Consider the following 25505-nt stretch of genomic DNA (forward strand, 5'->3'; position numbering starts at 1 on the left):
TCACATTATTGAACAGGATTTGCCCCTTTCAAAATCTGCTCCGCATTTTCCTTACTCAAATCATAATCGTAGTATTTTTTATAGAATTGTTGGGTTCTTGCCACCATATCAATATCTTCAAATAAGGTGGGATGTAATAACTTCGCTACCCATAAAATTTGCAAGGCCTCCTCGGCGCTGTAACGATCCCAAGGGAATGTGCCGGTTGGATTTACAAAAACGTGATTATTTTTCACCGCACTGACGCTTGCCCACAACGGATCTTGCTTAATTTGTTCCACCGCTTTATCTGCATTTTGACTGCCCACAATCACCACATCAGGATTGGCTTTTAGCACATCTTCTACACTCACTTCGACCATATTACTTTGATCTTCAAAAGCATTTCGACCACCGCCAAGTTTTACCCATTCACCAATAATGGATCGACCGCCGTCAATTTTATATAAATTTGAGCCGTTGGAAATGTGGATCACCGTAGGACGTTTTTCCTGTGGCACGTCTTTTAAACGCTCATTCACCAACGCAATATTCGCCTCTAATTCTTTGATGTAATCTTCCGCAATAGTTGGAGCCTTATCACCCAACACATCAGCGGTAATACGTACGGTGTTTTTTAGGCCATCAAAATTCTGAAAACCAATTAACAACGCCTTTAAACCGGCCTTTTCTACTTCTTCTTGAGCCGGTTTATTGGACACCAACACCACATCAGGTTTTGCCACGATAAGTTCTTCTAGTTGCGTGCTGTTTTGGCTGTTAATGGCTGGCACGTTTTTAATATTTGGATAGACCAAATTAAACCATGGATTTGATTTAATAATGTTCGTCGTGCCGACTAATTTATCCGCACCGCCAAGCAACAACACCACTTGATTGTTGGCATGCCATAAATCCACCACACGCTCCACTTGATCGGGGATTTCTACGCTTTTCCCTTTGACGTCCGTAATGGTTTTCGCCAAAGCAAAGTTCGCCGTTAAGCTAAGAGAAAGTGCGGTGGCAAGTAGCCATTTTTTTAATTTCATGTTTATTCCTTTTAGATTGATTTAATTGCACAAATTTTTCTATTTAACTCCGCCACATCCACCATTCGTAGATCCGTTTGGTAAAGTGCAGTGAGATTTTTTTCCGTAATAATATCAAGGGTTTTTCCTACTTGTAACTTGCCTTGAGCAGTTAAAATGGCCACTAAGCTGTCGGGTAGTTTGCTTTGTAATAACATTGGATGATCGGGGTTGTGAGTGGTCATAATGATGGAAAAGCCTTGTTCCGCCAGTTCTTTAATCAGCGTTAAGGTTTTAAACACATTGCCGTAATCCAAAGCAGAAGTGGGTTCATCAAATAAAATCAGTTGCGGTTGTTGTACCAGAATTTTGGCGATATTGACTAACTGTTTCTGACCGCCACTCAACTGCATATAGATTTTGTCGCTTAAATGCGAAATCCCTAATTTTGCTAAGGCGTCATCCACCAAAGCAAAATCTTGTTCGCTCGGTTGATCGAATAAACTCAAATGCACCGCTCGCCCGAGTACCACATAATCTCGCACTACATATTGATAAGTTTCGGGGGGCTGTTGCGAGACATAAGCAATGTGTTTAGCAATTTCCTTGTGGCTTAATTCGGCAAGATTCCGATTATTCAATAAAATTTCACCGCACTTGGGTTGCAGCAATCCGGCAATACAGTTCAATAAGGTGGATTTTCCTGTGCCGTTCGCCCCAAGAATGGTGAGCAATTCCCCTTGCTTTACCTGCAAATTGATATTTTCTAACAAGCTCGCTTGTTTGGCATGATGAAAGGATAAGTTTTTAATTTTTAACATTTTTACACCGCACTTATTTCACCATTCGCTGTTTCACCAGCACCCACGCAAAGAAAGGGGCCCCGATAAAGCCGGTTAAAATCCCGAGTGGAATTTCTTCCGTATAAAGATTTCTCGCCAAGGTATCGATCAATAACAGAAAGATTGCCCCAATTAAGGCGGCTAACGGCAAGGTTTTAATATTATCATCACCGATTAACAGCCGTGCTAAATGGGGAATAACTAAGCCAATCCAACCAATCGTACCACTTAAACACACGGCTGAAGCGGTGAGCAAGGTGGAACATAAGATCATTAAATTGCGTTCCATTTTGATATTCACACCAATCAGTTTGGCTTGTTGTTCGCCCAAAGAAAGCAAATTAATTCGCCAACGGAGCAATAATAACACCAAGGCAGTGATGATCATCACTGGCGAAAAGGCGGTGAGATTTTTGAAATTGGATTTGGTTAAGCTCCCCATTGACCAATAGACAATATCCGCCAACTGGGTTTCAGGGTCAGCTAAATATTTGATTAACCCAAGGCTTGCCCCCATAAAACCGCCGACGATAATGCCTGATAGCACTAAAATAATCATGCTATCTCGCCGCATTAACAGTGGGACAAGCATGGTGAGCGACACCGCAACAACACCACCGATAAAAGCCAAAATTTGGATAGAAAACGATCCTAAGCCGAATAAAATGGCGACAGATGCCCCGATACAAGCTCCCCCTGATACACCTAAAATATCCGGCGATACCAATGGATTTTTAAACACGCCTTGGTAGGTCACACCCGCAATGGCCAACCCTGCACCGACTAAAAGTGCGGTTAAAATTCGCGGTAATCTTAAGATTAAGATCACGTTATTTTCCACTGCATTGGGATTATTGCCAAGCAAAGTATTCATCACATTTTCCAGTGGAATGTGCATTCGCCCCAGAGAAAGGGAAATTAATACGCCGAGCAACATCAGGCAAAGTAAGAAAAAAAGCGAGAAACGGTATTTCATTTAGTGAATGTCATTAGGTTACATAATAAAAACAGTTTAACCGATTTAGCCATAAGAATAAACAAACTTTATATATTGATTTACATAAAGAAAAATTGGCGTAAAATACGCTATTTACTCTATTATATAACCTAACTAATAAGGATACCTTATGTCTAAATTAGCACTATCAGCTATCAGCCTAGCATTGTTTTCCGCTTACGCAACAGCAGAAACACAACAACTTGATGTAATTTCTGTTGTCGCCCAAGATCCAGTTCATTCGGCCACAGCATCACAAGCACAGCAATCCCTCGGCAAAACCACGGTTTCATCACAAGCCATTGAAAAGCAACCTGCCGTGAATGATATTGCTGATATTCTTCGTCACCAACCTGGCGTGACCTATAATTCAGGCAGTGCCACTGGGCAATATGGCAATAAACGCCAAATTGATTTGCGTGGTATGGGCACAGAAAACACCCTGATTTTGATTGATGGCAAACCGGCCACATCACGCCAATCGGCACGTTATGGACGAAATAATGGTCGTAATACACTTGGCGACAGTAAATGGGTGCCGATTGAAGAAATTGAATCCGTTGAAGTAATTCGTGGTACCGAGGCCGCTCGCTATGGTAATGGTGCCATGGGCGGTGTGGTAAATATTAAAACTAAACCTGTGACGGATAAATTAAAAGGTAGCATCACTTATAATTTAAATGTCCCTGAGAATAGCCAATACGGCACGAGCAATCGTGCGACCTTTAATTTAAGTGGCCCGATTATTCAAGATGTATTGGGTTTCCGTTTGTATGGGAGTTGGAACAAAACTCGTGCTGACGCGATTGATACGAATAATGTCACGGTAACAACAGGAATAAACAGAAGAACCCGTGAACCTGTCGTCACGACAACACATTATCCTGCACGTGAAGGGGTACGAAATAAAGATATTGCAGGGCGTTTAAGTTGGAAAATTACGCCAGAGCAAGTTTTAACTCTAGATGCGAGTTACAGCCGTCAAGGCAATATTTATGCAGGCGGAGATATTGAAAGTGATTCTATTAGCACTGACGCTGCTGATATCACCACCGAATTACCTTACCAAGGTGCCGAAACCAACCGTGTTTATCGTCAGGTTTATGCGTTGACCCACGAAGGCAAATGGTCTTGGGGTGAAAATAAAACTTACGTTCAATTTGATAAAACCGTGAATAGTCGTTTTCCTGTTTATTTAGGCTTTGGTACAGAAGGAACTTGGGAAAATCAAAACTTTGTAGACAGCAAATTAACCAATTATCGTTTTAATCACGAAATGATTATTCCATTTAGCTGGTATGGTGATCATAAATTTACCGTGGGTGTTGATGCCAACCATAGCAAACTCAACGACCCTGACTCCACCAGTTATAGCTTTAGTCGGGACGGAACAAATGGGATGAATTTAGGTTACATTAGCTGGCTAGCAGATGGTGACCGTTCAGGCACAAACAGCGTCAATGAATATGGCTTATTTATTGAAGATGTGATTGATTTTAAACAAGGAACAATCGTGACACCAATGGTTCGCTTTGACTATCATTCAGTGTCAAAATCAAATTGGAGTCCAAGTTTAAATATTAGCCATGATCTCAATCCGTATTTGACCATTAAAGGCGGTTTAGCTCGTGCTTATAAAGCCCCGAATTTATATCAATCCAATCCAAACTATGTGTTAGCTAACCGTCAAAATAACTGCCCTGTGAATGGTCGTTCATTGGATGAAGTGGGTTCTTGCTACACCGTGGGGAACAAAGACTTAAAACCAGAAACCAGTTTTAACAAAGAAATCGGGTTTGAACTACATAATCAAGATGGCCATAAACTCGGTTTAACCTATTATCACAATGCGTACCGCAATAAAATTGAAGCCGATACTAATGTGTTAGCCACAACCACTAACGAAAGTGGTAGAGCATTCATGCTTGATGGTAGAACACCTATTACATCAACGGATATTTACAAATGGGATAATATTCCTCGTGCCACCGTTGAAGGTTTAGAGGGGTATTTAAATTTACCATTAGTAGCAGATAAATTAGATCTTGCAACGAATTTCACCTATATTCGTAAAAGCATTAACAAAAGTACAGGCAATCCATTGAGCTTAATGCCGAAATATACCATTAGCTCAACCTTGACTTATCAAGCTACGGATAACCTCGATTTTGCTACCACTTACACTCGTTACGGCAAACAGCTTTCTCGTCCTAACGCCGTACGCTATATGCACTATACAATAAACCCTGTTGTACAAGAACGCTTGGGTAGCTACGGTGTTTGGGGAGCCAGTGTCGGTTATAAATGGGGTGACTTTAGCGTGCGTGCTGGGGTGAGCAATATTCTGAATAAACGAATTTATGTGACCAATAGTGCGGCAAGTAAGTCGAATGAGATTGGTCGGGCGTATTATACGACGCTTAAATATTCATTTTAGTCTTTTACTTTCTTTGCTTGTGCAAAGAAAGTAACAAAGAAACACACCCCGACTTCACCGCTTATCTTGGCTTAGTTGAAATTTTTTTAACGGTAAAATCGCAACTCGCTACGCTCAAACAAGGCGATTTTACCTAAAAATTTCAAGTCGCCAAGGCGGTTCAGACGGGGACCCTGTTTGGTTAGATAAGAGTGCGGTGAAAAATCAGAAACTTTTGATTTTTTTACCGCACTTTTTTATTCTTTTTTTCATTCTTCTATTGACAATACCCCCCCCTAATAAGCAATAATCATTATCACTTTCATTTTACATTCTTTTTACATCCACATTTTTGTTAATTACATTAAGGAAAATACAATGAACATTTATGCGTCACCGAAGAAGAAAAATCTTTCTAAATTTACCCTCTCTAGCATTTCCATTATCGTGGGATTAACCTTGCCACATTTTGCATTAAGTTATACACAAGGGGATACTGAGATCGCAACTGTCAACGCTGGAGATAGCGTTGTTAAAATTGATACACTCTCTGAAGAAGAAAATTCATCTGTTATTACTGGGAAGTTAAACCGTAGCGGAAATCCTGTACGCATTATTTGGTATGGTCATCCAGCAGATGACAAAGGCCCTGCGGATGATGATGGTGAAATACCACAAACAGGGGCTGAAAATAATGGCTTTATTCAAGGTGGAATTAAAGCTGAAGGGATAATTTCTGCACAAGGTCAAGGCAATGCCATTGATGCGTTTGGGTGGACACCTCAAACAAATAAAAATGATGTGGTCATCATACAGGACAAGATTAATAATCAGGGAACAGCTATCGGCGGAGCCAATCTTGTTTCCAAAGAAACCAATAATGATGCTCATATTTATGCTTTTTCCGATGCCAATGGTGCTTCCGTAACCGCCATTGCTAAATATGGCGTGGATGCCTTTAGTGGGGCAACGGATACTTCTATCGCTCTGGATAGTACCGTTGACACCAGCAGTAAAGAGAAAGCGGGTTATGACGAACCAAAAACCGTACAGGTTAGTCTGACAAATTTAAATAATACAGGCATCCTTTCGGGTTCTCTCACCACATCTAGCCCAACCCAAATAGAACCTGAAAAAACTATTAAGGATTATCATCATAATGTTTCTGCTTCAGGTAATGGCGTATCTCTAGCCACCGTCTTAGGTAGTAGTGATCAGTCTATTACTCCTGATGATAAAACTAATCAAGTTAGCCTAGAGAATGTCAATAATAGTGGTACTTTATTTGGGGCTGTCACATTGCAAACCAGCGATTTTGCAACCAATACCAGCACCTTTTCAAGAGGTTCTGGTAATGGACTTTCTTTATATGCACTCAGTGGTGAATCCGTTAAACATCCTACTTCAACCGCATTGAATAATCTAACCAACAACGGAAAAATCAGCGGTTATTTACAGCAGACTTCGGGCGATAATATTGGGAAAGTGGATAAGGATTATGTCGGTAGCCTAAGTTATTCCGATAAAGATAAGGTGTCTTCGTCCGCGATGAGTTTTGGTAGTGGTAACGGTGTGAGTGTGTTTACCGAAACCAGAAATACAAATGTGACAAGCAATAAAAGTAGCTTGAACAAAGTGGATAATGCTGGGCGTATTACGGGCTATGCGGATATTCAATCGGGTGACGGTTATCTTGGTGACATGCGACTCTATGCTATGGGGGTGGGTAATGGGATTGTATCTTACGCCAACCGATACAGAAACAATCAAGGGCTGATTAGTTTTTATCAAGGTGAAGCCTCATTAGGCGATGTTCACAATCAGGGAATTATTTCGGGAGAATTGCATACTAAAACGGGACGATATACTTTAGGTGGTGAAAATGATCCTGCCGAAGAAGAAGTCAAATTAGCACTTGCCTCATCTCTTTCTGTGGGTTCTGGTATTCTTGCATCAACTTATCTGATTGTTGGCGATCATTTACCAACCGCTTCAAATAATACAACAAAATACAGTTATAATTATAGAAGCACAAAATCCGATACTCAAATTTACGCCAGTGGTAGTGGCATTGCCGTTTTTGAAAATGGCACTAATACTACAAAAGCAGGTTCAACATTGGGTAATATTGATAACCGTGGTGTAATCAGTGGCTATGCCTCTATGTATCATGGTTTCGCAGCCAATAATAATGCCAACTCAAGTTATAAAGCCGTTGATTTTTTAGGTGCTGGTGTAGGGGTTTTCACTGATTCTCATATTAGTTCAACGATCAAAAATACGGGGATTATTTCTGGTAACCATGCTGCGATTTTGGGTAAAGGAAAAACATCAAATTCATCTGACACAGAGTTAAACTCAGGTTATACAGGATCAGTACAAAACTATGGTTTAATGGCGGGTACGGCGATTGTTGGAAACTTTGTACCGAATCCCGCAAGTAAAAACTACTCACAAAAAGCACAAAGTTATTTGTATTTTGAAAAAGAGCAAGATCCTGTATTCACTAATTTAGGAACATTAGTTTATCTCAAAGAAGGGAGTACGTTAGAAATTACACCAACACCAAGATACCCTTTTATATCACGCTCAGAAACAACCCGCCATGCCGACAACGAAACCATTGATCACATTGTCATTGGACAAGGCGGCAACTACACCGATAGCGAAACAGGTAAAACCTATGAAATTATCAACGGTGCATTAAGTCAAGATGAAAAAGACAGTGCATATACCGCTACAGAAAGCGAACTCAACAACAAAATCATCAACGGTGTTGGCTTAGCAGATGGCGCGTTAATTGCGAAGTCGGATTTAACCTTAACAGACAGTGTCGTCAATGGTTTTGCAAACGGCGTAAAAGTGAAAAATGAAAGCACGTTTACTGCCAATAACAGCACAATCAATACCAATGGTTTTGATATTAAACTTGATGCCGACAATAACCACTATGCCCCGCTCGCCATTGTGGGGGATGACGCCAATAATAAGGTGAATTTAAGCGGTAGCACGATAATTAATGGTGATATTGATCTCAACGCAGGTGATGACAGTTTAACCATTGCTTCTTCGGCTTTGCAAATGAATGGATTAACGATTGATATGAATGAAGGTCATGATTCCGTTATCTTTGGTGAATCCGCCTCCACCGATAACGCGCCTATTCGAGTCAATTATGACATTCTCAATACGGAAATTTTAGTCGTCAATGCGTTAACCGAATTTTCCCCAGACATGGCTATCACGGGTGTCGATACCATTGATTTAAACAGTAAATTAGTTTATCAGGTGAATAAACTCAATGATGGGCATTATCAACATGCCTTGGCTCACAATGGCAAAAATATCACTATCAATGGTTCAGAAGACAATGCGTTTTATATTGATGTGAATGAGGCGGAGCATTATATTGATTTTGGCGAAAACCAAATTCAAGACAATGGTAAAGTAAACTACAAATCAAGCAATGTGATGCAAGCGGCGGAATTCAAAGACGGTCAATTGCATGTTTTTGTCAAACCGACCACACCAGAAACAGATGATTCTGATTCAGATACACCGCTAGATAATGATTCAGACCAAACCGCAGGTGCAGCTGCAAGCAACAATGCTGATCAGAATGCGAATACGCCAAGTGCAGGAACAACATCTAGCTTTACAACGCCTTATACTGCTGCCTATAACAGTTTAGTGGAAAGTTGGAATACGTCGGGAGTCAATCCACTGAAAAACTCTGCTTCTATTTTGGATAAAACAGAACAAGAAGCCACCGCTGAAATTAACAGCTACCTCAATGAGGTAGTAAATCATAATATTTACGGAGCTGTACCTGTTGCCATGTTGGATAGTTTAAGAGCCTATCGAAACACCACATTACAAAATGGTAATTTACTCAAACAAGGTGAAGTATTTGCTGGATTAACTGGCACGGCTGAACAACACACTTATGACAGCGTTGCAGACAAAGGCAACACTAGCAATGCGGTGGTGAATGTGAAATACGGGGTAACCGATAATCTTACTGCTGGCATGGCTTTTGGTGCGGGTCACGAGAAATTATCGGGTCAATCTGGCAGTGCGTTAAAAGGTAATTCTACTTATGTGGCAGGTCAATTAACCTATGGTGTGGATAACTTGACAATGAATACGGGTGTGGCTTATAGTCAATCCAACCTAAAAGGACAACGTCATATTCACAACCACTACGACAGCCATACCTTTGATGTAAAAGTCAAACCAACGGCATGGACGGTGTATACACAAGCGAAATATGCTATTCCACTCGGTGAAAATGTGAAAATTGAGCCGAAAGTGGGCATTGCTTACAATCAAGTCACCATTGATGAAATCAATGAACAAGGTGTAGGTGCATTAACTGTGAAAAAACAACGTCATAACAACCTTGATTTAATGGCGGGACAAGATTTCACGGTGAACCATACCTTACTTTCAGGCGATAAATTGTCCGCTGTGTTCAGTGTAGATTATTTACATAGCACCAAACAACCGACTACACAAGCCAGCTTTGATGGCATAAATTACTTTGATGTAAGCAGTGAAAAAGATGCAGATGCCGTACGTTTAGGATTATCTGCACAATACAAATTGCTTAACGGTCTTGGGTTTAATGTCGGGTTTGGTAATAGTATGCGTTCTTCTGGGAATGTGTGGAATGCGAATGTGGGGGTGAATTATACGTTCTAATTTGGTTTCCTTACTTTTCTTTGCTTGCGCAAAGAAAAGTAACAAAGACAAATGCTTGCATTTGAATGTTGCCAAAGGCAACAGCCCGCAAGGGCGAGCGTAGCGAGTAAACACACCCCCGATTTTGCCTTGTTTCCTGAAAACGATTTAATTTGCTTAACGGAAAATGGCTGAACTCGCTACGCTCAGACAGACGCCATTTTCCTACAAATTAAATCATTTTCAGGTGGCAAAGACGGGGACCCCGTTTGGTTACAATAGCGTGCGGTGAAAAATCAGAAAGGTTTGATTTTTTTACCGCACTTTTTTTCTGTTCATTTTCCCCGTTTTCCGCTATTCTATTAGGCATTTTCCAAATTAACAGAAACCGCTAAAACGGCGGTGATTTTTTCAGAAATTTTAAGGTAAAACTATGCAAGAACAATATCGTCCCGATTTAATTGAAAGCGAAGTGCAGAAATATTGGGAAACTCACAAAACCTTTAAAGCCGTTAAAGACGAAAGCAAGCCGAAATATTATTGTTTATCCATGTTCCCGTACCCGTCAGGTCGCCTGCATATGGGTCACGTTCGGAATTATACCATTGGTGATGTAGTGTCCCGTTATCAACGCATGAACGGCAAAAATGTATTGCAGCCAATGGGTTGGGACGCATTCGGGTTGCCTGCGGAAGGGGCAGCGGTGAAAAATAAAACTGCCCCAGCCAAATGGACCTATGAAAACATTGCCTATATGAAAAATCAGCTCAAAAATTTGGGCTTTGGGTTTGACTGGGATCGGGAAGTCACCACTTGCCGTCCTGAATATTACAAATGGGAACAATGGTTCTTTACTGAATTGTATAAAAAAGGCTTAGTGTATAAAAAAACCTCCACCGTGAACTGGTGTCCAAATGATAAAACCGTGTTGGCGAATGAGCAAGTTCACGAGGGTTGTTGCTGGCGTTGTGATACCCCTGTGGAACAAAAAGAAATTCCGCAATGGTTTATTAAAATTACCGATTATGCCGAGCAGTTATTAGGCGGATTAGAAACATTGCCACAATGGCCTGATATGGTGAAAACCATGCAACGCAACTGGATCGGGCGTTCAGAGGGGGTGGAAATCACCTTTAAGATCGAAAATTCTGATGAAACAGTCGCTGTTTATACTACTCGTCCTGATACGTTCTATGGCGTGTCTTATATGGCGGTTGCCGCTGGACATCCGTTGGCGGAACGTGCAGCACAAGGTAATCCTGAATTGGCGGCGTTTATTCAAGAATGTAAAAACGCCAAAGTCGCCGAAGCCGAGCTGGCAACGATGGAGAAAAAAGGCATGGCAACGGGGCTGAACGCCATTCACCCGATTACAGGAAAACCTGTGCCAATTTGGGTCGCCAACTTTGTGTTAATGCACTACGGGACAGGAGCGGTGATGGCAGTGCCAGCTCACGATCAACGTGACTTTGAATTTGCCACCAAATACGGTTTGGCAATTCAACAAGTGATTGAACCAGCTAACGGCGAAGACATTGATTTAAGCAAAGCGGCATTCACCGAACACGGAAAACTTGTTAATTCTGATGAGTTTAATGGGTTGGATTTTGAAGCGGCATTTAACGGCATTGCGGATAAACTCGAAAAATTGGGCGTGGGTAAACGTCAAGTGAATTACCGTTTGCGTGACTGGGGCGTTTCTCGTCAACGTTATTGGGGGGCGCCAATTCCAATGTTGACCTTGGGAAATGGTGATGTGGTGCCTGCTCCATTACAAGATTTGCCGATTGTGTTGCCAGAAGATGTGGTGATGGACGGTGTGAAAAGCCCGATTAAAGCCGATCCAAACTGGGCGAAAACTACGTTTAACGGTGAGCCAGCGTTAAAAGAAACCGATACTTTCGACACCTTTATGGAGTCTTCTTGGTATTATGCACGCTACACCAGTCCACAAAGTCATTCCGCCATGTTGGATTCGGACGAGGCCAATTATTGGTTGCCTGTGGATCAATATATCGGCGGGATTGAACACGCCACCATGCACTTGTTGTATTTCCGTTTCTTCCATAAATTATTGCGTGATGCAGGCTTGGTGAGTTCCGATGAGCCTGCACAAAAATTGCTTTGTCAAGGCATGGTATTAGCAGACGCATTCTATTATACCAGCCCGACCAATGAACGAATTTGGGTTAGTCCGACGAAAGTCACTCTTGAACGTGACGAAAAAGGGCGTATTGTCAAAGCTATTGATGACGAGGGTCACGAGTTGGTGCATAGCGGGATGACTAAAATGTCCAAATCCAAAAACAACGGTATCGACCCACAAGAAATGGTGGACAAATACGGTGCAGACACCGTTCGCCTATTTATGATGTTCGCCTCCCCTGCGGAAATGACGCTTGAATGGCAAGAATCCGGTGTAGAGGGAGCAAACCGTTTCTTACGCCGTTTGTGGAATTTGGTATTTGAATATAACAAAAATCCAGCCAAAACTGCGGTGGAAATTACCGCACTTTCTGGCTCACAAAAAGCCTTACGCCGTGACGTACACAAAACCATAGCCAAAGTCAGTGATGATATTGGTCGCCGTCAAACCTTTAACACGGCGATTGCAGCGGTCATGGAGTTGATGAACAAGCTCACCAAAGCACCGTTAGACAGCGAACAAGATCGTGCGGTGATGGCGGAGGCCTTAAATGCCGTGGTACGTATGCTGTACCCAATCACGCCACATATTTGTTTCCAACTTTGGCAAGATTTAGGCAACGAAAACGCCATTGATTTTGCCCCTTGGGTCGTGGCAGATCAAGCAGCAATGATCGAAGATGAAAAATTAGTGGTGGTGCAAGTGAACGGCAAAGTGCGAGCGAAAATCACTGTGCCTGCGGATATGGCAGAAGATGACATCAAAGCCGTAGCGTTACAAGATGAAAATGTGCAAAAATTCTTGCATGGCTTGAATGTGGTGAAAACCATTTATGTGCCGGGTAAATTGTTTAGTTTTGTGGCGAAGTAGTGACTTATTACCCTCACCCTAGCCCTCTCCCAAAGGGAGAGGGGATTTTTCCTAAGGAACCTTTGGAAGAAAAGGAGAAAATCCGTCAGGATTTTGAGATGGTGAGGGTAAACTTAATTAACAAGGAGTTAAAATGAAATTGGTAAAATTATCCATTGTTGCATTATGTTCCGCTTTCTTAATCGGTTGTGCCAGCGATTCGGAAAAAGTACAGTGGCGGCCTTATAAAGATATTGATGGCTCAATTAAAGAAGTTTCTTTTATCACCCTCAAAGAGCAAACTGTTGATAAATCAAAAAAATATGAACCAATAGAACGTCATTTTGCCAATCTTGCCATGCCGTTTGGCGATAAAAAAACCTTTAAACGTTTAGGCGAAATTTTCCCCTTGGGTAGAGTGAATGAAAATTATTCAATGGCAACCATTTTCTTAATGAATGACAAATCCTTTAATATTCACCAAGATGAAAGTGTGCAAACCTTGTCAAAAGCCAAAGAATTTGAGTTTTATGAATTTGGTGGCATGCGCTTAAGTCATGCAAAATTCACGGCTAAAACCGAGATTTGTCAGGATTTCAACGGTAAAAATGGGGTGAATTTGTTAATGACCACCAATTATTACCCACAAAACAGTTTTACGGATTTTTACACCGCACTGATTGAAGTCAATTTACAACGTAAGCAACCACCACAAGAAATCGGCTATAATGCGAGCTTTACGGGGAGCGATACGAAATTACAAGCCATGATGAAACAAGAGGAACAGCAACACGGCAAGGATACTGCGGTGGCGAATATGCAAGAAAAAGCCAGTATTTTATTTAATATTATTTGTAAATAGGAATAAATCAATGTTCAAACCAATTAAAACCGCCTTTTTCATGCTAAGTATCACATTACTTACCGCATGCGGATTTCATTTTCAAAATGGTGAATTAATTCCGCAAGAATTACGCACTTTAAAATTTGAAAGCAGTGATCCTTACAGCGATATGTCCATGGCCATGCGTAAACAATTACAAGCCAACAATATCAGTATTGTAGAACAACAAGGCGTCCCTATTTTGCGGATTACCAAAGTTAGCACTGGTGATGAAGTGGCCTCCGTATTTAAACAAGGCCGTGAGGCAGAAAAAATGCTGATGTTACAAGTAGATGCGAGCGTACAATTACCTAACAAAGACGCCTATCCCATTTCGGCCAAAGTGAGCCGGACGTTCTTTGATAACTCTCGTGCAGCGTTAGCCAAATCCTCTGAACGAGAGATCATCTGGGCAGATATGCGTGAACAAGTCGCACGCCAATTAATTTCCAAAATGGTGGCGTTGCAAACTCAAGTTCAAACCAAGTAAACATGGCCATGAATCGGATTTTTCCTGAACAACTTCCCCACTCGCTAAACAATCGTTTGGCGAGTATTTATTATTTGGTCGGGCAAGATCCCTTATTACTGAATGAAAGCCAAGATGCGATCTTTCGCAAGGCATCCGAACAAGGTTTTGATGAAAAACAATCCATTCAAATTGAGACAAATACCGACTGGCAAGCCCTATTTGAAAGCTGTCAAGCCATGGGATTATTCTTTCAACGGCAAGTGATCAATGTGCAGTTACCGGAAACCCTCACCGCTGCCTTACAAGCCAAATTAACCGAATTAGTCAGCTTGTTACATCAAGACTTGTTATTTGTTTTTCAACTGCCCAAACTTACGAAAACCGCCGAGAAACAAGACTGGATCAAAAAATCCCTTGAATTTGAACCGCACTTAACCGTGGTGAATTGCCAGACACCAAGTATTGAGCAATTACCCCGCTGGGTCAGCCAACGAGTGAAACAAATGCAATGCCATGCGGAACAAGATGCCATTCAATTACTTTGTTACAGCCATGAAAATAATCTCATTGCATTAAAACAAACCTTAGAATTACTCGCATTGTTGTATAGTGACCGCAAATTAACCTTAGCTCGTGTGCAAAAGGTGGTGGAACAATCTTCAGTATTCACCCCTTTTCAGTGGATTGATGCCTTATTAGAGGGAAAATTATCTCGTACCAGACGGATCCTAAAAGGCTTACAAGGCGAGGATATCCAGCCGATTATTTTGTTGCGTACCTTACAACGAGAACTTATGATCTTGCTTGAGTTATCCAAACCTCAGCAACGGCTCGAACATTTAGATCTCCCCCTCCCTACCGCACAATTACGTGAGGGATTTGATCGCTTAAAAGTCTGGCAAAATCGACGTTCCTTGTATACCGCCACCTTTCAACGTTTTACCTATCGAAAATTATATGGGATTATCCAAAAACTAGCCGATCTTGAACGTGCAACCAAATTAGATTTTAGTGCTGATGTATGGTCACAACTCCATGAGATTTCCGCTGCATTTTGTCAATAAACTGGTAAGTTATCCTTTCTTTTTTGATATAAATAAAATTTTTAGCTAAAAAATACAAAAAAATCCGCCGTTCTGTTGTTTTTTCTGCATAAAAAGTTATTATGTTATTCTCTTTTCTTACTTTTTAAAGGTATTTTTTATGCTTTATTTAGAATTTTTATTTCTGTTATTAATGCTCTACATGGGTAGCCGTTTCGGCGGGATCGGTTTAGGCGTTGTGTCTGGTATTGGGTTAGCCATTGAGGTGTTTATCTTCCGTATGCCAGTGGGAAAAGCACCGGTGGATGTGATGTTAATCATCTTAGCCGTGGTGACCTGTGCGTCTGTACTTGAAGCGGCGGGCGGCTTGAAATTTATGTTACAGATTGCAGAACGTATTTTACGTAGCAATCCTAAACGTGTCACGTTGCTTGGCCCGATTGTCACTTATTTAATGACCTTTATGCTAGGCACTGGCCATTCGGTTTATTCCATTATGCCAATCATTGGTGATGTGGCGTTAAAAAATAAAATCCGTCCTGAACGTCCAATGGCAGCGTCGTCAGTGGCCTCTCAATTAGCCATCACGTCTAGCCCATTGTCTGCGGCGGTGGTCTTTTATTTAGGTAAAATCATTGAATTACCTGGATTAAGCCATATCAGTTTGCTTGATATTATCTGTGTCACCGTGCCAGCCACTTTTGCAGGAACGATTGCCTTATCCTTGTATAGCATGCGTCGTGGTAAAGAATTGGATGATGATCCTGAATATCAACGCCGTTTACAAGATCCGATTTGGCGTGAGCGTATTTTGAATACCACCAGCACCACCCTAAACGACGAATTACCAAAGGCAGCCAAGCAATCCGTTTATCTGTTCTTGTTAGCGTTAGTCGTGATCGTAGCGATTGCCATGTTCCCTGAGATTCGTACCATTGCCGAGGCGAAAAAAGCCATTTCCATGAACTTAATCATTCAAATGATGATGTTATGTTTTGGTGGGGTCATTTTATTGGTGACTCGTACGAATCCACAAATCGTACCAAACGGCGTGGTGTTTAAATCTGGTATGGTGGCGGCCATTGCGATTTTCGGGATTGCGTGGATGAGTGATACATACTTCCAATACGCAATGCCTGAATTTAAAGCGGGTATCACAGCCATGGTACAAGCCTATCCTTGGACATTTGCATTAGCGTTATTTGCAGTCTCTGTGGTCATTAATAGCCAAGCGGCTACCGCTGTAATGATGTTGCCAGTCGGGATTGGTTTAGGTATTCCTGCACCGTTATTAGTGGGCTTAATGCCAGCGACTTATGCGTACTTCTTTATCCCAAATTATCCGTCAGATATTGCCACGGTAAACTTTGATGTGACTGGTACGACCAAAATTGGTAAATACTACTTCAACCACAGTTTCATGGTACCTGGTTTAATCGGTGTTGTAACCGCCTGTCTAGTCGGAGTGACGGTAGCGGAAATTGTGATCCGTTAATCTTGGCACCCACAAAAATACAAAAAGCTCAATTTAATCAAATTGAGCTTTTTATTCTGTTCCTGATCAATGGGTTTCGTAGGCAGCTAAAGTATTAAACATCAACATAGCCACCGTCATTGGCCCCACACCACCGGGGACGGGTGTTAAAAATCCCGCATTTTGCACCGCACTTGGTGCGACATCACCGGTTAATTTACCGTCTGCACCACGGTTAATTCCGACATCAATCACAATGGCACCCGATTTAATCCATTCGCCAGGAATAAACGCCGGTTTTCCAACGGCGACGACTAAAATATCTGCTTGACGAACGTGATACTCAAGATCTTTGGTAAAACGGTGCGTCACGGTGACGGTACAACCAGCAAGCAATAATTCCAATGCCATTGGACGCCCCACAATATTAGAGGCGCCCACGATCACGGCATGTTGTCCGTATAAATCAACGCCGGTGGTTTCTAACAATTTCATCACACCGTAAGGCGTGCAAGCTCTTAAGGTTGGAATACGTTGACATAAACGCCCCACGTTATAAGGATGAAAGCCATCCACATCTTTGGTCGGGGAAATACGTTCAATGACCTTAGTGCTGTCGATATGTTTCGGCAATGGGAGCTGTACCAAAATACCATCAATGCTATCATCTTGATTTAATTCATCAATTAATGCTAGTAATGCGGTTTCGCTAGTGTTTTCAGGTAAATCATAAGATTTAGATGCGATCCCTAACTCTGCACAACTTTTGCGTTTACTGCCTACATATACTTGCGAAGCGGGATCGGCGCCCACGAGAATCACCGCCAATCCGGGGGAACGTTTGCCCTGTGCCACATGATAAGCGATTTTATCCGCCACCTCTGCTTTTACTTGTTTGGCCAACTCGGTGCCAGAAATGAATTTTGCCGTCATAATCTTACCTTAATGATAAATGATGAGTAATCAAGAAAACGATTGCTATTTTGTCAGAAAATCATTCAAAAGGCGAATAGATTTGTATTTTGCAATAAATTTAATCAATTAAACTAAAAAAGTAAAAAAATGATTGACGGAAATTTACAGCCTTTTATAATAGCCATCACTTTGTCGGCGAGTAGCGCAGCTTGGTAGCGCAACTGGTTTGGGACCAGTGGGTCGTAGGTTCAAATCCTATCTCGCCGACCACTTCATTTTTACCACTTAATATCCTCTGCAATGCGCCCTTAGCTCAGCTGGATAGAGCAACGCCCTTCTAAGGCGTGGGTCAAAGGTTCGAATCCTTTAGGGCGTGCCATTTACTGGTCATATCAGATGATATTCACTTTATTCCCATGCTTAAAATAGCTATACTAGACTAATCTCTGTCATAAAGGATTTATATGTCACCGATACTGGGTTTTCATCACATTGCTATCATTGTTTCTGATTATACGAAATCAAAGCATTTCTACGTCAATATACTGGGATGCCGTATATTAGCAGAAACCTATCGTGCAGAACGACAGAGTTATAAACTCGATCTTGCTTTTCCTGACGGCAGTCAAATAGAATTATTTTCTTTTCCCACACCGCCTCCACGCCCCTCTACGCCTGAATCCTGTGGTTTACGCCACTTAGCCTTTAAAGTTGCTGACGTGCAAAGTGCGGTGGATTATTTAGCTGATTTTGATATTGCTTGTGAACCGATTCGAATTGACGAAATCACGCAAAAACGTTTTACTTTTTTTCAAGATCCTGATAACTTACCCTTAGAATTTTATGAAGTAGTATCTTCAGCGTTTTCTACACCATAATAAGGGAAATATTATTGATGAAATACAATATCTTAACAGTCATGATATTCGGGAGTTTAGTCAGCCTAAATGCGCTGGCCGGCCCCTCGATCTCAATACATATTTCAGAAGATAATACGGTCATTACTGAATCGGATGCCAATAATGCCCCGACCTATATCACAAAAGGCAGTTTGCAAACATTCAATATGAATGATCAAAAAGATATCAGCGAATTGGCCAAAAGTGTCGAGTTTGAAGTGTTTGTGATCAACGAAAACAGCCAAATTCATACGGTGTTTGAACATGGTGGTGGCATTTGTTATGGTTATCTTAATAACGGGGTGGAAGTCACCGATTCTGCAACTTACTATATCAAAGACAAGTCAAAGGAAGAATACTATGCCAATATTTCCGGTGGTGTAGTCGATTATAGTGGGGACCCGAAAAAGCTACAATATGCGTCGGTGTTTAATATTAATGACCCCAAAATGTCAAAATATTTAAGAGAACAAGATGCGCAACGTGGAAAAAGTATTGCGAAAAAGAATATTAAAGATCGCGCCGAAGTTTTATCTAACGTAGTGTGTCCTACCAGTAAGGGAAATAAAAAATGAAAAAAGTACTTTTTATCTTAACAAGCCTCGGTTTAACCGCTTGTGCCAGTCACCCACCAGTGGGACAACCACAAGCTCCGTTAGATATGCAAACAGTGAATGAGTATAATACCCAAGTCTATCATGGCAAAACGGTACCGGCCTCACAAAAAGTCAAACAAACACCCGTTGAAATGCCATTAAACGCAAGCGACAGCCAACCGAAAACGTCGACAACCCGTCGCGGTTCAGTCCCCATTATTTTAATGCCATCCGTGGGCTACCATTACGGTCGCCACCACTGGTAAAATAGCATTCAACAAACTGACCGATCTCAAATGAGATCGGTCGATTTGCCTCTATCAGATCAATAACCTTTATTAAACGGTTTTCTCAGTTTCGTCCGATTATTCGGCGGACTGTTGCGTTTAATACGTACAGGTTTAGGTAAATCCTGAATTAACGAGGTTGGATCGTATTGGCTCACCGGAATACTATGCCCGATATATTCCTCAATCGCCGGTAAATTCATGGCATATTGTTCACAAGCAAAACTAATCGACACACCACTCTCACCGGCACGGCCTGTACGGCCAATACGATGCACGTAATCTTCACAATCATCCGGCAAATCATAGTTAAACACATGGGTAACGTCCGCAATATGTAAGCCTCGAGCGGCCACATCCGTCGCCACCAGAATATCTAAATCCCCATCAGTAAATTGTTTTAACAAAGCCAAACGTTTTTTCTGGGCCACATCGCCCGTCAACAATCCCACACGGTGACCATCCGCACTCAAATAACCCCAAATATCTTCACATTTATATTTGGTGTTAGCAAACACAATACAACGTTCAGGCCATTCTTCTTCTAATAACGTCAGCAACAACGCCATTTTGTCCTGATTAGACGGATAAAAGAGTTCTTCTTTAATGCGGTGACCGGTTTTTTGTAGCGGTTCAATTTCCACATATTCAGGATCATTCATATCCTCAAAAGCCAATTCTCGCACTTTATAGGACAAGGTGGCGGAAAATAACATGGTCAACCGCTGTGATGCACTCGGGCATTTCCGCAATAAGTAACGGATATCTTTAATAAAGCCGAGATCGAACATACGATCCGCTTCATCCAACACCACCACTTGAATGGCGCTTAAATCGATAATCCCCTGTTTCACATAATCAATCACTCGCCCCGTGGTGCCAATTAAAATATCCACCCCTTGCTCAATAGCTTTCAGTTGCTTATCATAGCCGTCCCCACCGTAAGCAAGCGCGGTCTTTAATCCCGTTGTTTTTACGAGTAATTCCGCATCATGATCGATTTGCACCGCCAATTCACGGGTCGGCGCTAAAATTAATGCTCGCGGTTGGTTGGCCGTGGTTGCATGTGGCTTTTCTAACAAATGGTGAAAAGTCGCCGTTAAAAATGCCATGGTTTTTCCGGTGCCAGTTTGGGCTTGTCCGGCCACATCTTTGCCTTGTAAGGTAATGGGCAAAGATAACGCTTGAATCGGCGTGCAATAGTCAAAACCTTTGCTTTGTAAGGCTTGTAAAACCTGATCGTTCAAGGGGAGATCCGCGAAACGCTGTTGAGATAAATGATTTGTTGACATAATAGATTTGTTTACCAATAAAAATTACGCTAAGCATAGCACGATTTCACAAAATCCCCAAAAAAACACCGCATTTTTGCGGATTTTTATGCTTGTAAACTAGACAATGACATAAATTAATGTTACCTTATCGCCACCTATGACAACAACGTCAACTCATAACAATTCATTTATTCAAATCTTATAAATTATGCATTTAACTGAACTTAAAAATACGCCTGTATCGACCCTAGTTGAACTTGGCGAAGGGCAAATGGGCTTAGAAAATTTAGCACGTTTACGCAAACAAGATATCGTATTCGCGATTCTTAAACAACATGCCAAAAGTGGTGAAGATATTTTCGGCGGCGGCATTTTAGAAATTCTGCCTGATGGCTTTGGTTTCCTCCGTTCTGCCGACAGTTCTTATCTCGCGGGCCCTGATGATATTTATGTTTCCCCAAGTCAAATTCGCCGTTTTAACCTGCAAACAGGAGATAAAGTAGAAGGGAAAATTCGCCCACCCAAAGAAGGCGAACGCTATTTTGCCCTACTGAAAGTCGACCAAGTCAATGATGACAAGCCTGAAGTTTCCCGTAGTAAAATCCTGTTTGAAAACTTAACCCCATTACATGCCAACTCCCGTTTACGCATGGAGCGTGGTAACGGCTCTACTGAAGATTTAACCGCACGTATTTTAGATTTAGCTTCCCCAATCGGGAAAGGCCAACGTGGTTTAATCGTCGCACCACCGAAAGCCGGTAAAACGGTGTTACTCCAAAATATCGCCCAAAGTATTACTCACAACTACCCAGAATGTGAGCTAATTGTATTGCTGATTGATGAACGTCCTGAAGAAGTGACCGAAATGCAACGCACCGTACGCGGTGAAGTGATTGCGTCGACCTTTGATGAACCCGCTACCCGTCACGTCCAAGTGGCGGAAATGGTAATCGAAAAAGCCAAACGTTCCGTAGAACACAAAAAAGATGTGGTGATTTTATTAGACAGTATCACGCGTTTGGCTCGTGCTTATAACACCGTCACACCGGCGTCGGGTAAAATCTTATCAGGAGGGGTAGATGCCAATGCACTACACCGTCCAAAACGTTTCTTCGGGGCCGCGCGTAACGTGGAAGAAGGCGGTAGCTTAACCATTATCGCCACCGCTTTAGTGGATACTGGCTCCAAAATGGACGAAGTGATTTTTGAAGAATTTAAAGGAACAGGGAATATGGAACTTCACCTATCCCGTAAAATCGCCGAAAGACGCGTATTCCCAGCCATTGATTTCAACCGTTCAGGAACACGTAAAGAGGACTTACTCACCACGCCAGATGAACTCCAAAAAATGTGGATCTTGCGTAAAATTCTTAATCCTATGGGTGAAGTAGACGCCATGGAATTCTTAATTGATAAACTCATGGTAGCCAAAACCAACGAAGAATTTTTTGAGATTATGAAACGATCTTAATGTAATACATTGATATAAAAATAGGCAAATAATGATATTTGCCTATTTTTTTAGTGTCGCATTACATGGCATAATAAATAAACAAAAAAACGAAAACCGCGCGACCTGTTTTCGTTTTATTTTTATTTCACGGATTACCAGCTATAACGATATACCGCTTGTACGGCGAATTTTTCGTCTACTCGGTTGCCGTTAGACGTTTTGGCTTCAATGCCGAAACGGTGGTTGCCGGTTTGCGCATTTAAGCCAAGGGCAGTTTCTAAACGGTGACCGCTAGAGGCGATATCGTAGGTGCGTTTGCCAATCTGGAAGTGACTATTATTGTTTTTCACCTCAATATTGTTCACTTCAGCGTAAGGTTGTAAATTGAAGCTGTCAAATTCAAAGGCTTTCGCCACACGCAAACCTACACGGGTATAAAGCGAGGAGGTCGCAGATTGTCCTTGTGCTGACTCGGTTTTTAACCAAATCAATTGCGCGTTTGGTGTCACTGTCCAACTGTCAAATTTAAAGCCTTTGCCAAGTTCAGTGGAAAGTTGGTAACCGTTTAAATGATGGTTATCCACACCGTCACTTTTCACTCTCACACGTTCGTATTTGGCAATGTTATCCCAATATAAATCATTGTCAGTGTGCAAGGTGGCGTAAAGTCCAAGCATTTGGCTGTTTAATGTGCCTTCGCCATATTCACCGTTGTAATTCACTTTAGAACGTGCGGTCCCAATAAATCCACCCACTTGGACTAAATCATTGATCGCCGTATCCGCACCGATTTGTAGGCTGTAATAATTTTGGCTAAAGCCCGAGGTTTTACTGTCGCTGTCGACAGCGGTGCTATCAAATTCTAAACGCGAATCGTAGTTGCGAACCCAAAGGTTGCTTTGTTTGCCTTGTTTTAATTCGCCTAAACGGTCGTGAATACCCACTAAACTTTGTTCAAAATGCAATAATTCCGCTTGACGGATAGAGGCTAAGGCATTGGAATATTCGCTTAATTCGCCGTAACGGTTACCGAATAACCAGTTATTGCCTTCTGGATAAATGCGGTAGCGGTAAGCCCCAAGATCTTCATATTTCCAATCCAGACCAAAGGTAGCATCACTGTCTCCATTGGTGACTAAGAAGGTCACATTACTATTGGCATATTCTGGCACCGCCTCAGTGTTATTAATCACCACATTGAAATGACCTGTGGCATTGCCGTTTAAAATAATTTTATCGCTACCACCGCTGATTAAATCGGTGCTGACTTCAAAAGTGCCTGAGCCAGATAACTTATCTTGAATGGTCAAGGTGCTATATTCGTCATCACTGTCATCAAAAATCACGCTCGAGTTGTTTGTCATGTTTAATTCGCTTAAAGCGCTGTTAGCTGTGACTTTCCACTTGGAATCATTAAGATTGAAGTTGAAAGGATAAACAGGATTGTTTGGGTCTAACAAAGTATCATCAATATGATATGACGAAGTCTTCTCACTAAAGGAGCTAGGAATATCAATTTCTTGTGCAGAATATTGGGTATGGCCTGATAAGGTACTACCTACCGCATTAAGGGTATATTTTTCACTTGCGGTTTGACTGCCTAATTCGGCATAGACTAAATACCCCTCCGTATTCACGGTGCTATTAACTAAGGTTATGCTTTGCGTAGCATTTTCTTTATGCCCATTATAATTTAACACAGCAAAGCCATTCTCTGCAGATAATGTACTGTTCTCAATCACAACGGCTTTACTGTCATTTTGCTCAGCAACGTAATCAACCGCTATCCAGCTATCCTTTCCCGTCAGCTCCATTGTCATGTTACTCACTGTGGCATTATAAGATGCACCTTTGTTATTATAGTCAAAAAACATACCAGTACTATTATCTTCAGACCGTGTAATATTCACCGAATCAATGGTATATTGATTGTTTACATTGCTAAGATCGCCTATAAAATCCAAACTATAAATGAAGGAATTACGATCGGCTAAGTTGCCCATATTCACATCGCTGATATTGACGGTACCGTTTGTTAATACAAAACGATTTATAAATGTTGCGTCATTATTTGAGGAAGTAACATTTATCGCGCCAGAACCTAAGGCGCTAAACTGTAATGTAACAGATTGCTCATGCTCAGTTGGAGAAAGAATGACCGATACATCATGGTTAGAATAGGATTCGACAACATCATAATTAGAATAAGTATTGCTATCCGCAGGAGGGGAAGTTGTGATATTGACGATAGTCCCTTCGGGGGCCGTATTATTTATGGTCAGTGTGCTAGAATACTGAAAGTCTTGTGTATAATCCGGAGCATAAGCGTCGCAAGCAGATTCGGGGTTACATTCAGCTTGAAAAAGGGCAAAGGCAGGCGTAGCAAAAAGACTTAAAAAAAGAGGGGAAAGTTTTAGTGATGATTTAGATAAAAAAAAACTAGATTTGTTTGTTTGTTTGTTTGTTTGTTTGTTTGTTTGTTTTCATTGTGGCATTTCCTTTATTTCTGTCAAGATCTCGCTCATTATAAATTTAATCCTGTCCGTTTTCTAGCAATATTTTAAATGAATGTGAAAATTATTTTAAATCCGTTTATTTCCGATAAAGCAGTGAACACAAACTAAAACCGCGGTGTTTTTTTCTGCTTTTTTGTCATAGGTTTGGAAGTGGTTATGGCAATAACAACTAACTGGATGGTCAGCTTTGTGAAAGTTGTCTATTTTTAATGACTATAAAATAGTCACAGCGTGGCGTAACTATGCTTAACCCCGTACGCCAGTGCGGGGATAAAACAAAACCCCAGTCACTCTCGTAACTGGGGTTTATAATTTTGAACCTGATGGTGACCTACTCTCACATTGGGAAACCCAACACTACCATCGGCATTACAGCATTTCACTTCTGAGTTCGGCATGGAATCAGGTGGGGCTACTGCATTATGACCATCAGGATTATTCCTTTGATGATTGGGCGTATTCAATACGCCCCTACATTTCTTTTGTTCTTTAAATTTTTCATGAAAACGATAACATCCATTAAACATTTCTGTCTTCTGTCCTCTGTTATCTGTCCTCTGAACGAAACAAGCTGTCTTTGAGTTTTTCTTTTTTGTCTGTTAGTTTTAACGCTACTTTCTGTCCTCTGTCATCAGTCTTCTGTCCTCTGACACCAAAACCACTTGAGCGTTGTATAGTTAAGCCTCTCGGGCAATTAGTATGTGTTAGCTCAACGGCTCGCACCGCTTACACACCACACCTATCTACGTCTTC

17 protein-coding genes, 2 tRNA genes and 1 rRNA gene are annotated in these 25505 nt (G+C 41.5%); 13 read left to right on the top strand and 7 right to left on the bottom strand.

Features of this window, described 5'->3' with window-relative positions; all coding sequences use genetic code 11:
* Positions 1-5: 5 nt before the first annotated feature.
* From ACTG7X_RS06680 to ACTG7X_RS06690, 3 genes are read right to left on the bottom strand one after another with little or no spacing between them, the layout of a single operon-like run.
* Entirely contained in the window at positions 6-1028 is a 1023-nt protein-coding gene (locus ACTG7X_RS06680; RefSeq protein WP_439257746.1) for an ABC transporter substrate-binding protein, read from the bottom strand.
* 11 nt (positions 1029-1039) lie between these two features.
* Entirely contained in the window at positions 1040-1828 is a 789-nt protein-coding gene (locus ACTG7X_RS06685; protein WP_439257747.1) for an ABC transporter ATP-binding protein, read from the bottom strand.
* Positions 1829-1841: 13 nt separating this feature from the next.
* Positions 1842-2825, bottom strand: a complete 984-nt coding sequence (locus tag ACTG7X_RS06690; RefSeq protein ID WP_439257748.1) for a FecCD family ABC transporter permease — start codon at positions 2823-2825, stop codon at positions 1842-1844.
* Between the two features lie 151 nt (positions 2826-2976).
* On the opposite strand from ACTG7X_RS06690, the gene ACTG7X_RS06695 reads away from it, so the two are divergent.
* The 7 genes from ACTG7X_RS06695 (at position 2977) to ACTG7X_RS06725 (ending at position 16833) form a co-directional block, all read left to right on the top strand.
* A complete protein-coding gene (locus ACTG7X_RS06695; RefSeq protein WP_439257749.1) occupies positions 2977-5283 on the top strand; it encodes a FepA family TonB-dependent siderophore receptor in 2307 nt (768 codons plus the stop codon).
* A 357-nt stretch (positions 5284-5640) separates the two neighbouring features.
* A complete protein-coding gene (locus tag ACTG7X_RS06700; RefSeq protein ID WP_439257750.1) occupies positions 5641-9966 on the top strand; it encodes an autotransporter domain-containing protein in 4326 nt (1441 codons plus the stop codon).
* A 412-nt stretch (positions 9967-10378) separates the two neighbouring features.
* Positions 10379-12961, top strand: a complete 2583-nt coding sequence (gene leuS / locus ACTG7X_RS06705; RefSeq protein WP_439257751.1) for a leucine--tRNA ligase — start codon at positions 10379-10381, stop codon at positions 12959-12961.
* 133 nt (positions 12962-13094) lie between these two features.
* Positions 13095-13802 (top strand): hypothetical protein, encoded by a 708-nt coding sequence (locus ACTG7X_RS06710; RefSeq protein WP_439257752.1) that lies wholly within the window; start codon positions 13095-13097, stop codon positions 13800-13802.
* Between the two features lie 10 nt (positions 13803-13812).
* Positions 13813-14313 carry an LPS-assembly lipoprotein LptE gene (locus tag ACTG7X_RS06715; protein ID WP_439257753.1) on the top strand — a complete coding sequence of 167 codons (501 nt, stop codon included), beginning with the start codon at positions 13813-13815 and terminating at the stop codon, positions 14311-14313.
* An 8-nt stretch (positions 14314-14321) separates the two neighbouring features.
* Entirely contained in the window at positions 14322-15359 is a 1038-nt protein-coding gene (gene holA, locus ACTG7X_RS06720) for a DNA polymerase III subunit delta (protein ID WP_439257754.1), read from the top strand.
* 139 nt (positions 15360-15498) lie between these two features.
* Entirely contained in the window at positions 15499-16833 is a 1335-nt protein-coding gene (locus tag ACTG7X_RS06725; protein WP_439257755.1) for an anaerobic C4-dicarboxylate transporter, read from the top strand.
* A gap of 66 nt (positions 16834-16899) precedes the next feature.
* On the opposite strand, the gene folD is transcribed toward ACTG7X_RS06725, so the two are convergent.
* Positions 16900-17745 (bottom strand): bifunctional methylenetetrahydrofolate dehydrogenase/methenyltetrahydrofolate cyclohydrolase FolD, encoded by an 846-nt coding sequence (gene folD / locus ACTG7X_RS06730; protein ID WP_439257756.1) that lies wholly within the window; start codon positions 17743-17745, stop codon positions 16900-16902.
* Positions 17746-17920: 175 nt separating this feature from the next.
* On the opposite strand from folD, the gene ACTG7X_RS06735 reads away from it, so the two are divergent.
* From ACTG7X_RS06735 to ACTG7X_RS06755, 5 genes are all read left to right on the top strand, one after another.
* A tRNA-Pro gene (locus ACTG7X_RS06735) sits at positions 17921-17997 on the top strand.
* Between the two features lie 32 nt (positions 17998-18029).
* Positions 18030-18106 (top strand) — tRNA-Arg (locus ACTG7X_RS06740).
* A gap of 85 nt (positions 18107-18191) precedes the next feature.
* The gene (gene gloA2 / locus ACTG7X_RS06745; RefSeq protein WP_439257757.1) at positions 18192-18605 is read left to right on the top strand and encodes an SMU1112c/YaeR family gloxylase I-like metalloprotein; all 414 of its coding nucleotides are present in this window, start codon (positions 18192-18194) and stop codon (positions 18603-18605) included.
* Positions 18606-18622: 17 nt separating this feature from the next.
* A complete protein-coding gene (locus ACTG7X_RS06750; RefSeq protein WP_439257758.1) occupies positions 18623-19201 on the top strand; it encodes a hypothetical protein in 579 nt (192 codons plus the stop codon).
* Positions 19198-19488, top strand: coding sequence for a hypothetical protein (locus ACTG7X_RS06755; protein WP_439257759.1), 291 nt, complete (start codon positions 19198-19200; stop codon positions 19486-19488). Before ACTG7X_RS06750 ends, ACTG7X_RS06755 begins: the two co-directional genes overlap by 4 nt.
* A 59-nt stretch (positions 19489-19547) precedes the next feature.
* Here ACTG7X_RS06755 and rhlB read toward each other — a convergent pair whose 3' ends face one another.
* Positions 19548-20801: an ATP-dependent RNA helicase RhlB gene (rhlB, locus tag ACTG7X_RS06760; protein ID WP_439257760.1), complete on the bottom strand. Its 1254-nt coding sequence runs from the start codon at positions 20799-20801 to the stop codon at positions 19548-19550.
* Between the two features lie 190 nt (positions 20802-20991).
* Here rhlB and rho point away from each other — a divergent pair, with 190 nt between their 5' ends.
* Positions 20992-22254 (top strand): transcription termination factor Rho, encoded by a 1263-nt coding sequence (rho, locus tag ACTG7X_RS06765; protein WP_386687441.1) that lies wholly within the window; start codon positions 20992-20994, stop codon positions 22252-22254.
* Between the two features lie 134 nt (positions 22255-22388).
* Here rho and ACTG7X_RS06770 read toward each other — a convergent pair whose 3' ends face one another.
* Complete coding sequence (locus ACTG7X_RS06770; protein WP_439257761.1) at positions 22389-24239, bottom strand: autotransporter outer membrane beta-barrel domain-containing protein; 1851 nt, start codon at positions 24237-24239, stop codon at positions 22389-22391.
* An 831-nt stretch (positions 24240-25070) separates the two neighbouring features.
* Positions 25071-25186 (bottom strand): 5S ribosomal RNA (gene rrf, locus ACTG7X_RS06775).
* Positions 25187-25505: the final 319 nt, after the last annotated feature.

Source organism: Lonepinella sp. BR2271 (assembly GCF_051851515.1).
Classification (GTDB): domain Bacteria; phylum Pseudomonadota; class Gammaproteobacteria; order Enterobacterales; family Pasteurellaceae; genus Lonepinella.

Excerpts from the sequence above, each read along its gene's own strand:
- ACTG7X_RS06680 (WP_439257746.1), bottom strand. The coding sequence starts at position 1,028 with ATGAAATTAAAAAAATGGCTACTTGCCACCGCACTTTCTCTTAGCTTA.
- ACTG7X_RS06685 (WP_439257747.1), bottom strand. The coding sequence starts at position 1,828 with ATGTTAAAAATTAAAAACTTATCCTTTCATCATGCCAAACAAGCGAGC.
- ACTG7X_RS06690 (WP_439257748.1), bottom strand. The coding sequence starts at position 2,825 with ATGAAATACCGTTTCTCGCTTTTTTTCTTACTTTGCCTGATGTTGCTC.
- ACTG7X_RS06695 (WP_439257749.1), top strand. The coding sequence starts at position 2,977 with ATGTCTAAATTAGCACTATCAGCTATCAGCCTAGCATTGTTTTCCGCT.
- ACTG7X_RS06700 (WP_439257750.1), top strand. The coding sequence starts at position 5,641 with ATGAACATTTATGCGTCACCGAAGAAGAAAAATCTTTCTAAATTTACC.
- leuS (WP_439257751.1), top strand. The coding sequence starts at position 10,379 with ATGCAAGAACAATATCGTCCCGATTTAATTGAAAGCGAAGTGCAGAAA.
- ACTG7X_RS06710 (WP_439257752.1), top strand. The coding sequence starts at position 13,095 with ATGAAATTGGTAAAATTATCCATTGTTGCATTATGTTCCGCTTTCTTA.
- ACTG7X_RS06715 (WP_439257753.1), top strand. The coding sequence starts at position 13,813 with ATGTTCAAACCAATTAAAACCGCCTTTTTCATGCTAAGTATCACATTA.
- holA (WP_439257754.1), top strand. The coding sequence starts at position 14,322 with ATGAATCGGATTTTTCCTGAACAACTTCCCCACTCGCTAAACAATCGT.
- ACTG7X_RS06725 (WP_439257755.1), top strand. The coding sequence starts at position 15,499 with ATGCTTTATTTAGAATTTTTATTTCTGTTATTAATGCTCTACATGGGT.
- folD (WP_439257756.1), bottom strand. The coding sequence starts at position 17,745 with ATGACGGCAAAATTCATTTCTGGCACCGAGTTGGCCAAACAAGTAAAA.
- gloA2 (WP_439257757.1), top strand. The coding sequence starts at position 18,192 with ATGTCACCGATACTGGGTTTTCATCACATTGCTATCATTGTTTCTGAT.
- ACTG7X_RS06750 (WP_439257758.1), top strand. The coding sequence starts at position 18,623 with ATGAAATACAATATCTTAACAGTCATGATATTCGGGAGTTTAGTCAGC.
- ACTG7X_RS06755 (WP_439257759.1), top strand. The coding sequence starts at position 19,198 with ATGAAAAAAGTACTTTTTATCTTAACAAGCCTCGGTTTAACCGCTTGT.
- rhlB (WP_439257760.1), bottom strand. The coding sequence starts at position 20,801 with ATGTCAACAAATCATTTATCTCAACAGCGTTTCGCGGATCTCCCCTTG.
- rho (WP_386687441.1), top strand. The coding sequence starts at position 20,992 with ATGCATTTAACTGAACTTAAAAATACGCCTGTATCGACCCTAGTTGAA.
- ACTG7X_RS06770 (WP_439257761.1), bottom strand. The coding sequence starts at position 24,239 with ATGGGCAACTTAGCCGATCGTAATTCCTTCATTTATAGTTTGGATTTT.